Source organism: Neobacillus sp. DY30 (assembly GCF_030123065.1).
Classification (GTDB): Bacteria; Bacillota; Bacilli; order Bacillales; family Cytobacillaceae; genus Neobacillus.
This window is the reverse complement of the sequence record NZ_CP126093.1, coordinates 1,228,297-1,241,984: the sequence shown is the minus strand read 5'-3', so window position 1 is coordinate 1,241,984 and position 13,688 is coordinate 1,228,297. Positions and strand designations below refer to the sequence as shown.

Annotated in this window: 12 protein-coding genes; 5 read left to right on the top strand and 7 right to left on the bottom strand. The window is 38.8% G+C overall.

What is annotated here, in order from left to right:
- Positions 1–285 precede the first annotated feature (285 nt).
- Positions 286–4,755 (top strand): glutamate synthase-related protein, encoded by a 4,470-nt coding sequence (locus QNH29_RS05885; RefSeq protein WP_283863906.1) that lies wholly within the window; start codon positions 286–288, stop codon positions 4,753–4,755.
- 192 nt (positions 4,756–4,947) lie between these two features.
- Complete coding sequence (locus QNH29_RS05880) at positions 4,948–6,021, top strand: FUSC family protein (RefSeq protein ID WP_283863905.1); 1,074 nt, start codon at positions 4,948–4,950, stop codon at positions 6,019–6,021.
- A gap of 82 nt (positions 6,022–6,103) precedes the next feature.
- Here the strand turns inward: QNH29_RS05880 and QNH29_RS05875 are convergent, their stop codons facing one another.
- The 5 genes from QNH29_RS05875 to fabL form a co-directional block, all read right to left on the bottom strand.
- The gene (locus tag QNH29_RS05875; RefSeq protein WP_283863904.1) at positions 6,104–7,879 is read right to left on the bottom strand and encodes an ABC transporter ATP-binding protein; all 1,776 of its coding nucleotides are present in this window, start codon (positions 7,877–7,879) and stop codon (positions 6,104–6,106) included.
- A gap of 112 nt (positions 7,880–7,991) precedes the next feature.
- On the bottom strand, positions 7,992–8,522 hold the full coding sequence (gene ntdP / locus QNH29_RS05870) for a nucleoside tri-diphosphate phosphatase (protein ID WP_179602571.1): 531 nt from the start codon (positions 8,520–8,522) through the stop codon (positions 7,992–7,994).
- A gap of 193 nt (positions 8,523–8,715) precedes the next feature.
- On the bottom strand, positions 8,716–8,973 hold the full coding sequence (locus tag QNH29_RS05865) for a YgaB family protein (RefSeq protein ID WP_283863903.1): 258 nt from the start codon (positions 8,971–8,973) through the stop codon (positions 8,716–8,718).
- A 176-nt stretch (positions 8,974–9,149) separates the two neighbouring features.
- The gene (locus tag QNH29_RS05860; RefSeq protein WP_063254539.1) at positions 9,150–9,464 is read right to left on the bottom strand and encodes a gamma-type small acid-soluble spore protein; all 315 of its coding nucleotides are present in this window, start codon (positions 9,462–9,464) and stop codon (positions 9,150–9,152) included.
- A gap of 76 nt (positions 9,465–9,540) precedes the next feature.
- The gene (fabL, locus tag QNH29_RS05855; RefSeq protein ID WP_283863902.1) at positions 9,541–10,290 is read right to left on the bottom strand and encodes an enoyl-[acyl-carrier-protein] reductase FabL; all 750 of its coding nucleotides are present in this window, start codon (positions 10,288–10,290) and stop codon (positions 9,541–9,543) included.
- Positions 10,291–10,402: 112 nt separating this feature from the next.
- Here fabL and QNH29_RS05850 point away from each other — a divergent pair, with 112 nt between their 5' ends.
- Positions 10,403–10,627 carry a mother cell protein YfhS gene (locus tag QNH29_RS05850; protein WP_283863901.1) on the top strand — a complete coding sequence of 75 codons (225 nt, stop codon included), beginning with the start codon at positions 10,403–10,405 and terminating at the stop codon, positions 10,625–10,627.
- A 35-nt stretch (positions 10,628–10,662) separates the two neighbouring features.
- On the opposite strand, the gene mutY is transcribed toward QNH29_RS05850, so the two are convergent.
- Positions 10,663–11,757: an A/G-specific adenine glycosylase gene (gene mutY, locus QNH29_RS05845; protein ID WP_283863900.1), complete on the bottom strand. Its 1,095-nt coding sequence runs from the start codon at positions 11,755–11,757 to the stop codon at positions 10,663–10,665.
- Positions 11,758–11,878: 121 nt separating this feature from the next.
- Here mutY and QNH29_RS05840 point away from each other — a divergent pair, with 121 nt between their 5' ends.
- On the top strand, positions 11,879–12,859 hold the full coding sequence (locus QNH29_RS05840; RefSeq protein WP_283863899.1) for a metal-dependent hydrolase: 981 nt from the start codon (positions 11,879–11,881) through the stop codon (positions 12,857–12,859).
- Between the two features lie 111 nt (positions 12,860–12,970).
- Positions 12,971–13,318, top strand: a complete 348-nt coding sequence (locus tag QNH29_RS05835) for a hypothetical protein (protein ID WP_283863898.1) — start codon at positions 12,971–12,973, stop codon at positions 13,316–13,318.
- A gap of 15 nt (positions 13,319–13,333) precedes the next feature.
- On the opposite strand, the gene QNH29_RS05830 is transcribed toward QNH29_RS05835, so the two are convergent.
- A complete protein-coding gene (locus QNH29_RS05830; RefSeq protein WP_283863897.1) occupies positions 13,334–13,603 on the bottom strand; it encodes a YfhJ family protein in 270 nt (89 codons plus the stop codon).
- Positions 13,604–13,688 lie beyond the last annotated feature (85 nt).

Sequence of the window (13,688 nt, the reverse complement as noted above, 5' to 3'; positions counted from 1 at the left end):
ATTCACGTATAGAGAGTGGAAACCACTCTCTATATTTTTAAATACTCTATGAAAACGTTTACAATACAACTTTTTGACATTTTTTCTTCTTTATATTTTCCTGCATTTTCTATCCATTTTTTTGTATATTTATTTGATTTCTGAAAATTCATATGATAATATAAAATTATTATTTTTCTAACAACTACTATTATTCTCGGCTTTTTATGGCAACAAATCTTACACTATTTATCTATATAGGAGGTGAATCGGCTTTAGATGGACATCCGCTGAAGCCAAATTTATATGACAGAAAGATGGACTCCTTCTCTTTTTAAAGATTTCCATAAGCAAGAACATGATGCCTGCGGAATTGTCGCTTGCCTTGAAAAAAACAAGATCCCTACAAGAAAAAACATTTTTGATTGTATAGACGCCTTAGTTACCATGAATCATCGTGCTGGCTTCATTAACGGTGAAGGTGATGGTGTTGGAATTCATGTTGATATCCCAAAAGCACTTTGGAAGGAAAAATTACAAAGTGCCGGTGTAGACCCGTCTCACACAGAAAATGCGAGCTTTGCTGTTGGTCATGTTTTTATCAGCCAAAAAGCCGACTGGTCATCTACTAAACAAGAATTACTTCAGAAACTGCATAACTATGGGTTAGACGTGATTTTTGAAACAAACCAAGTGACCGATTCAAACGCTTTAGGTCCCATTGCGATTCAGGAAAATCCTGTTTTCTGGCAATTCGCCTGCCTTTCTGAAAAAACAGGGCAAGAATTAACAAAAGTTTTATTCGAAGCCATCATTGATTTTGAAACCAACTATTATGTACATGTTGCATCTCTAAGCCAAAACCATGCTGTCTATAAAGTCATGGGTGCCGGAGATATCCTCCCTCGTTACTATCAAGATTTAGCTAGTCCAATTGTTGCATCAACAATTACTCTCGGTCATAACCGTTACTCTACCAATACCCTATCTAGTTTTTTCCGGGTGCAGCCTTTTAGTGTACTTGGCCACAATGGGGAAATTAACACGATTGCAAAACTTCGTGACGAAGCAAAAATGATTGGTGTTCCACTCGTAAAGGATGGCAGTGACTCACAAGATCTAAGCCGGACTATGGAAACGTTAATTTGCCGTGAAGGGTACACCTTATTCGAGGTAATGGATCTGTTATTCCCTCCAATTATAAATGAAATTAAAGCCTACTCTGAAGATTTACAAGATTTATATACTTATATTCGTGAAGCTTGGGGTCACTTTGCACAAGGTCCGGCTGGCATTATTTCTAGATATGGGGATGAAGCTGTATTTAGTGTCGATGCATTAGGTCTGCGCCCACTTTGGATGCTGGAAATTGATAGTTCTTATTTATTTTCATCAGAGCCAGGAATCATTCCATCGAGTGAGTATGTAAATGAACCAAAGCCTCTAGCTCCAGGAGAAAAGGTCGGCTTTAAGTGGAATAATAATAAATTAGAGGTTTACGAACAGGAACGCTTTCAAAAAGAGGTTTATAGCCGTTTTTCCAAACGCTTAAATCTTGAAGATTCTCGATTACGTTTACAAGTACCAACGTTAGAAAAAACGATTACCATGAATTATCCCGACAAGATTCATAATGGACAATATAAAGCATTTGGTTGGGAAAGAGAGCACATCCAATATATCGAGCAAATGGCTGAAAAAGGTGTCGAGCCTATTCGCTCCCTTGGACATGATGCCCCATTAGCTGCACTTAATCCTGAGCGCAAAAATATTGCCGATTATATTAAAGAAAGCGTAGCAGTTGTTACAAATCCAGCCATAGACCGAGATCGTGAAACGGAACACTTTTCAACAAGAGTGATTATTGGCAAACGTCCTGGATTATTCAAAAATGAAATAACAGAAACAATCCTTGAGCTGACCACTCCCCTTCTTTTAGAAGGCAAAGCTGGTTATAGATGTTCAGAAACGATTGGGCAGCCAAGCTTTGATCAAGTTGTTCAGCATTTCCAAAAGCAAAAACTTGTTGCGTTTATTTCAACAACCTTTAGGAAAAATGAGAACATTGATGCAGCTCTAACAAGAATATCAGATGAAGCTGTCCAAGCGGTTACTTCAGGAAAGAGCCTGCTTGTCCTTGATGATGCAAATGCACATTCTGAGGATTTTTACTGGATTGATCCACATTTAGTTACATCAGCCGTCGATCAAGCGTTGGTGAAAGCGGAGTTAAGAAGAAATTGTTCATTAGTGCTGCGTTCAGCTTCCATTCGTTCACTGCATGACATCGTAACTGTTTTTGGTCTAGGGGCCGATTTAATCAGCCCGTATTATATGTTCATGACAGTCCTTGATGAATCCAACAAACCATTAGAAAACCTTTATAGCGCTTTATCAAAAGGTCTTGAAAAAGTAATATCAACAATTGGTATTCATGAATTACGCGGGTATGGAAGACTTTTCTCCAGCATTGGTTTACACGAAGATATAGCAAACGTGTTAAAGGTCGTTAACTTCTTTGGTTCAAAAGATATACAGAATGATTTTGAAGCAATGAAAAAGGATGCTATCCAAAGAGCAGAAGATTATAAAAATGAAAAAGAAAGAGTCGGTAAGACCTTCAGCCTGTTCCCTCGTATTTGGAAGGCTATTGGTGAAGTTGCTGCTACTGGTGACTATAGTGCTTACAGGGAAAAAATCAGTGAACAAGAAGAGCAGAATCCAACGACCATTCGTCATTTACTTCAATTAAAGCAAGGTAATCAAGCAATCTCACCAGAAAATGTTAACATTGCAGTTGGTGAACATGATTTACCATTTATTATTTCTTCCATGTCGTTTGGTTCACAGAATGAGATTGCCTTTAGAGCATACGCTGAAGGTGCGGACCGCCTAAATATGATCAGTCTTAATGGTGAAGGCGGCGAAATTAAGGATATGCTTGGTAAATATCCAAAAACAAGAGGACAGCAAATTGCTTCTGGACGTTTTGGCGTAAACGCTGAGCTTTTAAACTCATCTAATCTATTAGAAATAAAAATCGGTCAAGGTGCAAAACCTGGCGAAGGCGGTCACTTACCTGGTTCAAAGGTAACCGCCAAGGTTGCTGCTGCCCGTAATGCTACACTTGGTTCTGACTTAATTTCACCATCAAATAACCATGATATTTATTCCATTGAGGATCTAGCGCAAATGATCCTTGAGTTAAAAACAGGTAATGACCAAGCGAAAATTGCTGTAAAGGTACCTGTTGTACCGAACATTGGCACAATCGCTGTTGGTATCGCTAAAGCCGGCGCAGATATTATAACATTAAGCGGTTTTGATGGCGGTACAGGTGCGGCCAGAATCCATGCCCTTCAGCACGTCGGACTTCCAGTCGAAATTGGTGTAAAAGCGGCACATAATGCCCTACTTGAAAGCGGACTCCGCAATCAAGTAGAAATTTGGGCAGATGGTGGAATGAAGAGTGCCTTGGATGTTATGAAAGTTATGCTTCTCGGTGCAAATCGCGTTGGCTTTGGCACATTATCTATGCTTGCGATCGGCTGTACAACATGCCGTGGATGTCATTTAGATACCTGTCATGTTGGGATTGCTACACAAATTGAGTCTGAAGTTCAAGCGAAGGAACATGGACTTCGCCGCTTTGTACCACGTCAGTTTGACTTGGCTGTTAATGGAATTATGAATTTATTTTCATCTTTTGGAAATGAATTAAAAGCTCTGGCTGCTTCAATCGGTATAACTAATTTACAGGATGCGGTTGGACGTTCTGATTTACTGGAACAGGTAAAAGGAAAAGATCAGCTTAGCCTTTCATATTTATTAAAACCATTAGAAATTAGCCAATTTACAAAATCAGAAGAAACCAAGGCACTGCAAGAGGTCCAAATGCAAGTAGCTGTGGGTGCTGAGTATTTAGATGCCAGCGTAGATCAATTACATTCTTCTCGCGAATTTGATAGTGTCACTTCCGAACAGCGTGTCTTGGCAAGCAGAGTTTCTTGTCACCGCGTCCGTGGACGATTGGATGGGTCATACCAGCAGCTTCCTCCTGTACAGCTTAAGTATAAAAACGGCTCGATTCCTGGTAATGGATTAGGGGCTTATAATAGTGGAGGAATTGAAATTACTGTTAACGGCGGCGGTCAAGATGGAGTTGGTAAAACTTCTTTTGGCGGAAATATCTATATCCTAAAGTCCAAGGGAAAAGATGGGAACTACTATAATGGTTCTGTTGGTAAAGGTTTCGGATATGGCGCACAAAAAGGTCTCCTTGTTGCTCAAGGGAATGCAGATGCCCGTGCAGGAATTCGCCTTTCTGGTGCTGACCTAATCATCGGCGGCTTTGTGAAGCAGCCTATACCTAAGAAAGAGACAGGAAATATCGGTGCCAATGCGAACATTAAAGGATTCGCCTTTGAATACATGACGAACGGTCGAGGATTAGTATTAGGTGACCCAGGTCCATGGATTTGTGCTGGTATGACCGGTGGGGTTGTTTATGTTCGCCAGCAGCCTGAAGTTGGGTTAACTGCTGAAGCAATAATGAGAAGGATTGCAAAAGGCGCTAAAGTTTCAGTCATGAGCTTAAGCGAAAATGGCAAAAAAGATGTGAATGAACTTCTAGGTAAATATACGGAAATACTAGAAAACGATGGGCAGACAGAGGAAGCAAATCTGCTTCGCGCATTACTCTCTAACCCAGAAGATCACTTTATTCAAATTGTACCAGTCAAAGAACAAGCTGACCCAGCTGTTTCTACAGAATGATTTAAAAGAAACGTCCGCCTTATAAAGTGGACGTTCTTTTTTTGTTATTAAACAAATATCTTTAACTATTGCTAAAGAAAATTCATATAATATCTCTTGATAAAATGGTTTAATCCATGTATAGTACGTAATTGTTCATTAATGAAGTAAACTATCTACAAATCACTTAAATTTGAAAGGAAACCATTTGTAATGAAGTTAGGTGCCCGCATCTTTAAAACGGGAATTGCAATCGTCTTATCCCTTTACTTAGCACAGCTGCTGCACTCGCCCTCCCCCGTATTGGCAGGGATTGCTGCAATTTTTGCAATCCAGCCAACGATTTATCGTTCCTATTTAACAATTGTTGAACAAATACAAGGGAATTTAATTGGTGCGATTCTTGCAGTGATTTTTGTCCTGCTGCTAGGAAATCATATTATCATTATCGGTTTAGCCGCTGTTATTGTTATTATTATCAACCTTAAATTAAAAATTGAAAATACAATTGGACTATCTCTAGTAACACTAGTTTCAATTATGGAAACCCCTGGCACCGATTTTATACCGTTTGCCGGAATCCGTTTCTCAACCATCATGATTGGAGTCTTTTCTGCCTTTGTGGTAAACCTTGTGTTCCTGCCGCCTAAGTATGAAAATAAGCTGTATTTTAAAATCACAGGGACGACAGAGGAAATTATTCGCTGGATACGATTAAGTACTCGGCATGATTTTGACCACAATATGCTAAAGGCCGATATTGAAAAATTAAAAGACAATTTAATAAAGATAGAACAATTTTATTTAATGTATAAAGAAGAAAGAAGTTATTTTAAAAAGATTAGTTTAGAAAAATCTAGAAAACTAGTGGTCTTTAGGCAAATGAGTTCCACTGCCAAAAAGGCATTGGATACATTAAAAAAACTTCATCGATTTGAAAATGAAATTCTTCATTTGCCGGAAAACTTTCAACAGTCGATACAAGAGCAGCTCGACAGTGTCATTTATCACCATGAGCAATTAATGCTGCGGTTTATCGGCAAAGTTCCAGCACCTTTGGACAATGAAACAAATTCCTGTATTAATAATAAGGAATTATTCGAATTATTCTTGATTCACCACAAGCTCTATAGCGATCAAGACGACCTGCATTTATACCATACCATGCAGATAGTTTCTTCAATCATTGATTATGGGGAACAGGTTGAACATCTAGACACATTAATAACTAGCTTTCAAGCCTTTCATCATAATGAGGTATCGATTGAACAGAAGGAAATTGAATAACAATAAAAACTCAGCGTATAAGTGATGCAGGAGGAACAAAAAAAATGACGTATGTGATTACGTCATTTTTTTTTGTTCTCTTCTATGCTTGCAACGGCGTATTTTCTTTATGCTGTTCCAGCTGCTGCACTTGAAATAATTTATAATAATTGCCCTGTTTCGTCATTAATTCATCATGGCTGCCTACTTCTACAATCTGACCATGTTCGATTAAGACAATTCGATCAGCATGAGTGATGGTTGATAAACGGTGGGCTACGACAAAGGTAGTTCGGTCCTTCGCCAGTTTATCAAGTGCTTCTTGGATAAGGTGTTCACTTTCTAAATCAAGAGCTGAAGTTGCCTCATCTAGAATCAAAATCGGCGGGTTTCGTAAAAAGACGCGGGCAATTGCTACTCTTTGCTTCTGACCACCCGAAAGTTTTACCCCTCTTTCTCCGACCTTCGTATCATACCCATTTGCAAGACTCATGATAAAATCGTGCGCATTGGCAGCTTTGGCAGCTTGATAAACTTCTTCATCCGTGGAGCCGGGTTTTCCTAATAAGATATTGTTCTTAACCGAGTCACTAAATAAAATATTGTCCTGAAAAACAACGCCAATTTTATCTCGTAAGGATTGGACCTGGAAGTCGCGGATATCTATTCCATCTAAGAGAACTTTTCCTTTTGTTACATCGTAGAAACGAGGAATCAGGCTGACAAGTGTCGACTTGCCTCCTCCACTCATCCCAACAAGAGCAATCGTCTCCCCTTTTTTCACCTCAAGGTTGATGTTTTTTAGGATCATTTCTTCTGACTGATTATAGGTAAATTGAACATGGTCAAACGTAATGTCTCCCTTTACATCCTTGCACATGACAGCATTGGAAGCGTCGACAATATCATATTTTTCATCCATGAATTCAAACACCCTGTCCATCGAAGCGAATGACTGTGTCAAGGTTGTGGATGAGTTCACAAGTCTTCTTAACGGATTGTACAATTTATCAATATAAGCAAAAAATGCAACCATTGTTCCCAGCGATAGGTCTCCATGGATAACAAGGTAGGCAGAGTAGCCGATAACAAGTAACGGTGCAATATCGGTAATGGTGTTAACTGCTGAAAACGCCTTTGCATTCCAACTGGTATGCTCTAACGCCTTCTCTAAAAAGTTTTTATTTTGTTTATCAAACTGTGTCTGCTCAAACTCTTCAATTGCAAAACTTTTTATTACAGGCATTCCTTGCACACGTTCATGGAGGTAGCTCTGAACCTCAGCAAGTGCTTGCGAGCGAGACTTCGTGAGTTTTCGAAGATTACCAAAAAAGTATTTAATTGAAATCGCATAGAGCGGAAATAACAAAATCGAAACCAACGTTAGCCTGACATTCATATAAAACATAATAATAATTGCGATTACAATTGTTGCAATATCAAGCCACAGATTCATTAAACCAGTGATTACAAATGTTTTCGTCTGCTCAACATCATTAATAACGCGTGAAATGACTTCTCCTGACCGAGTATTGGCATAATACTTAAAACTAAGTTTCTGGATATGGGTGTACATACGGTCGCGGATATCGTATAAAATTTTACTCGATGTCCATTGGGCATAATATTGGCGATAATATTCAATTGGCGGCCTTAAAAATACAAAAACAACAATCATTACCGCCATTATAAGAAGTAATTTTTCTATTTTTTCATCAGTGGTTAAACCTGCTTTACCAATGATATCATCCACGACATACTTAATAAGCATAGGTATAATTAGCGGGATAGCAAATTTTATAACCCCGATAATAATTGTCCCAATAATTTGAAGGCGATATGGCTTAACAAATTCTAGATATCTGCGAACACTGCTCAAGATTGCCCCCCCTTCCTGATCACAATAATAAGAACATGGAAAAATGATGAAGGCAGCTACTATTCTGTGTAGGTGCCTTCATCATCTTTCCATGGCGTTGAAGCATTTTCCATCAACGTCTGTAAGTTAAGTAACGCTCATACCAGATATCAATAAAATCTGGTGCAAATGGTCCTTTGCGCTGCCGGATCCAGTGAATGAGCTTCTCAACATTCCTTTTCAGAATTTGATCAATCACTTCGGGATATTTCATTTCACGACGGTGACGTTCATATTCATCTTCGTCTAACAAATTAAACGTCATATCAGGGAATACCTTGATATCGAGGTCATAATCAATATATTTAACTGCTTCGCCATCGAAGATAAATGGTGAGCTGAGATTACAATAGTAGTAAATACCATCTTCACGAATCATTCCAATAATATTAAACCAGTATTGTGAATGAAAATAACAAATCGCTGGTTCTCTTGTAATCCATGTTCTTCCATCTGATTCCGTTACTATTGTGCGATCATTCCCGCCAATCACTAAATTTTGGGATCCTTTTAAAACGGTCGTTTCTTCCCAGACGCGATGGATGTGCCCATTGTGTTTATAGCTATGTATTTGTATTGGTTCTCCTTCGATGGGTACGCCCATGATTCTCCCCTTCTTCCTTCCTAAACGCTTTGTAACCTTTATTCCTGAACTTAAACGACAAATGGTAACAAATCATTTACTATTTCTTATTATTATAACGGTTGAATAAAGAATTTAAAACAAAAGAGCCATTGATTTCAATGACTCTTTGAAAAAAATTGCATATTTTTCAATCATTTTCTACATTTTTGACCTATATAGATGGTTCTAAGTCACTTTCGCGATAGGATTGAATTACTTCCTCTGTTTGTTTTTCAAAGACTTCCTGAATTTCTTTCAGCTCTTTCTTCATCTGATTGATATCAAATTGAACACTTTCTAACTCTGTTTCGTTTTGTATAGTCTGTAGCTGCTGCTCGATTTCTTGACAACGTTCAAGTTCTCCCTGAAGGTATAGTAACTTTTCCATTGTCATCATCTGCTCGGATACTAAACGGTTAAAATGATCCATTTACCACACCGCCTTATTTTTTCTATCTAATATGTATTCTTTAATTAACAGTTATATCCTTTGACTACTTATGTAGACTTAACAGAACTTTTGTCGATTTGCACTAATAGTGGAAGCCGCTTACACACGTAAAGAAGGCACTCTTCGATTTCGAGTGCCTTCTGCTTACAAATTTATTAGCTTTGACCAAATTGACCAGAATTACCTTGGCCTTTGTTAGCTTGAGATTGCTGGTTTTGTCTTCTTACTTCAGCAGCATCTGTTTGGCTAGCGAATTCAGTTCCGAATTGACCAGCTGAACCAGCAGCTCCAGCAGAACCTTGTTGAGATTGCTGATTTTGTCTTCTTACTTCAGCAGCATCTGTTTGGCTAGCGAATTCAGTTCCGAATTGACCAGCTGAACCTTGAGATTGTGCATTCTGTTGTCTAACTTCTTGGATGTTAGTTCCAGCAGAAGTTTTGTTTGGTTGTTGGTTGAAGTTGTTTGCCATTTTAATCACCTCCACAAAAATTAAGATACCCCGGAGATGAAGAGACTATCCCAAAAAATTTCAAAAGAATTTATCGTTACACTAATAACGATATACCACCATCGACAATAATCGTTTGCCCCCGAATCATACTGGAATCCTCTGATAAAAGGAACATAACACAATTTACCATATCCTCAATTTCTACCATTCGTCCTGCCGGCGTTTTCTCCCTTGCTTCTTGGAGAAGTTCCTCACGATTTGGAAAATGTGTTAATGCTTCTGTATCGACAGCCCCGCCAGAGACTGCATTAACAACGATATTTTTAGAAGCTAATTCTACTGCTAAATATCTTGTTAAGGCTTCTAAGGCTGCTTTAGATACCCCTACTACCGTGTAATTTTCTAAATAACGAATAGATCCTAAAGAACTAATGCTGACAATCTTCCCGCCGCCATTTTTCTCCATTAATTTGGCTGCTTCTTGGGCACAGAATAATAAAGCTTTACTGTTAATATTTAATGTCCAATCCCAGTGATTCTCTTCCAGTTCCATAATCGGACGTTGAACTCCTGAGGCCGCATTATTAACGAAAATATCCAGCCTTCCGAATTCTTCCTCTATCTGTTGGAACATCGCCTTAATTTTACTTACATCACCAACATTTGCTTTTACTACTAATACTTTTCTGCCTAAAGCTTCGATTTCTTCTGCTACTTTAAGTGCAGAACTTTTACTTCTAGCATAATTGATGACGATGTCATACCCCTCTTGAGCCAGCCTTAGGGCTGTGGCCTTACCAATTCCTCTGCTGCTTCCTGTTATTAGTGCTACTTTTTGTGTCATTTTCTCTGTTTCCCTTCATAAACAAGTTTTGTATTCATTTTATCGTTTTAATGTATAGATGACAATTGATTACAAAACCTAATGCTATTAAATGCGAGAAAGGAAGAAGATTATGTATGTAGGACGGGATATGACAGAACTTTCTATGGTCTCTAAAGCCGAATGGAGGGACAGCGAGCTAGCCTTCTTTCACCATTCATTACAACAAATAGCACCCTACTTAAATAGCGAAGGCGTAACGATTCATCGTGAAATCATTCAAGAAATTGAAAATCGCGGCGGCATAAAACGGCAAGAAGCCGACTATACACATGGAACGAAAGTTAGTTATGATTAATCTAAAAAGAACGCCTTCAAAGTAGGCGTTCTTTTTTAACTATACTCTTTAAACAACTTAAGTATTTTATGGAAGGAAACTGGAAACGCATGTTCTTCGATTTCATCAAGGGTGATAAATTTCCAATCACTATTTTCTGAAAAATCCTCACCAATTGTACCTATATAGATACGGATATTCCAAACTAGGTGGGAAAAAACGTGTTCGATTTGACCAATATTCCTCTCTAACTTAATACTCATATCAAATAATTCTCTGAAGATGCCGGCAACTCCAGCACGTTCCATCACAATTGGTTGATGAAGTTCAACGTTTGGAAATTCCCATAAATTCGCAAGCAGCCCATTTTCAGGTCGTTTATGAATTAATATTTTTCCACTTTCATTCTTCACAATTATTGCAGCTAGGTCAACACTTCTTTGTGCGTTCTTCTTCGTTTTGATAGGAAGTTCGGTCTCGACTCCCGCATGGAACCCTTGGCAATGATCCCTTACAGGGCATAGTAAACATGAAGGAGATGTGGGGGTACAGATTAAGGCACCAAGCTCCATCAATGCCTGATTAAAGGCAGAGGGGTCCTCATGGGAAATAACCTGCCTAACAGCATTTTCGAAAACCTTCCTTGTTGATGGTTTCGCGATATCCTCCCAAATCGAAAGGATTCTTGATAAAACTCTCATTACGTTACCATCTACCGCAGGTTCAGGAATACCATAGGCAATACTTAAGATTGCACCTGCTGTGTAGGGACCAACTCCCTTAAGGTTTGAAATCTCCTTTGGAGTATTCGGCACCTTACCGTCGTATTTGGCGTTTACTTCCTTGACCGCTGAATGTAAATTTCTTACACGCGAATAATAACCTAGTCCTTCCCACGCTTTTAGAACTTTTTCTTCATTTGCGTTAGCGAGGTCTTCTATTGTTGGAAACCATTCGATAAATCGATTAAAATAAGGAATAACCGTATCAACTCTTGTTTGCTGTAACATAATTTCAGATACCCATACTTTATACGGGTCCTGATCTTTTCTCCACGGCAAGTCACGTTGTTCGGCTTTAAACCAAGATAATAAATCTTCCTGAAACTTTTCTATTGAGATATTTTCTATATTTTTTAACTCATTTATCATTATGAAAATTCCTCCAGCCTGTTAAACAAAACGAAATAAGGGAATATAATAATAAGCATTTTTTAACGATAAGCCAATTTGGTGATTTTGACAAGAATTTAATAAAGGAGGATTTTTCCTTTTGGATACTGGAACTCATGTTGTAATGGGAATTGCGCTAGGCGGTCTTGCGACTCTTGACCCAGTGGTAGCTAGTAACTCGGCAACTGCCACGAGTGTCTTAATTGCTACGATCGCTGGATCACAAATACCTGATATTGATACGGTTTTAAAATTAAGGAATAATGCCATTTACATTCGTAACCATCGTGGTCTCACCCACTCAATACCGGCTGTACTTTTATGGCCCCTTATACTATTAGCTTTGATTTATCCATTTTTTCCAGGGGCAAATCTTCTACATCTATGGGGCTGGACATTTGCAGCGGTTTTCATCCATGTTTTTGTAGATATTTTTAATGCTTATGGGACACAAGCTCTAAGACCTTTTACGTCTAAATGGGTGGCGCTGGGGGTAATTAATACCTTTGATCCAATCATCTTTGGAATTCACGTTGCCGCCATTGTTATTTGGGTAATTGGTGCGGATCCTGGTTATACTTTTTTAGGCATGTTTGTGGTTTTAATTGGGTATTATTTACTTCGTTTTTATGCCCAAGCAAAAGTGCGAGCCGCCGTTAGAAAAATAATTCCAGATGCTACGGATATTATCACTTCACCAACCATGAAGTTTAACTACTGGAGAATCGCTGCTATGAATGAAGAGGAGTTCTTTGTTGGCAGAGCAATGGGAACCAATATAGTGATATACGATCGTTTCAAGCGGGTGCCTGTGCCTGAAACTCCTGTCCTTGAAGCAGCAAAAAAAGATAGTAATCTTGCTGCATTTTTATCCTTCTCACCTGTGTACCGTTGGGAATTAGATGAGTACGATGACCATTACGAAGTTCGATTTATTGATTTAAGGTACCGCAGCAATGGGCATTATCCATTCGTTGCAGTTGTGCAGCTGGACCTTGAGTTAAATCCAATAAGCTCATATACAGGCTGGGTATTCAGTGAGAAGAAATTACGGAAAAAGCTTAACATCATACCGAGTTGAAAAAAAGAAGCGAAATCAGAATAGATTTCGCTTCTTTTTGTGCTTTTTAAAATATATCTACACAGTATATTAAAGGCTGTAATTTGCCCTTTGATTGCCACTCCACTAGGAATGCTTCTTAGAATAATCATCGCAGTGACAGGTTCTGCCTGTCACGAGGCACTACGCTATCTGTGGCCAGGCGGGGGAGCCTTGGTTTATCGATACTATCCCGAGTTGAATGTTACGATAATTTTGGCGGCATTGGTTTATCGGCACTATCCCGGTCTGATTGTTACGATAATTCGGAGAGCCTTGGTTTATCGGCACTATCCCGGTCTGATTGTTACGATAATTCGGAGAGCCTTAGTTTATCGACACTATCCTGGTCTGATTGTTACGATAATTTGGAGAGCCTTAGTTTATCGGCACTATCCCGGTCTAATTTCGGAGAGCCTTGGTTTATCGGTACTAACCTGATCTGTAATGTGTTCATTAGTTCAACGACGTTTTGTCTGGTTTGAGGTATTCTTTATATTTTGGGTTTTTGGCCACAAAGTCATGGAGTCTGTCGCCATAATTTTCTATCCATTGTCTAACAATTCTTTCAGTCATTTCGCTTCCCAGATAATCCCTGCCTGCCTTCGCAGCGGTGGTTTCGAAGTCCTCCCACATTAACTCAACCCATGTTCTTGCTTGATGATAGGAAAGCAATTCGTTTCTTTCTAATAAAAGTTTTGCTAATCTTTCATGATAATCGTTCATACATTCACCTCATTGCCAATTTCTTATAACATAACCTGCTCCTAAAATTCGAATACTATTAACACGTGGTAAGCACTGGTGTGAC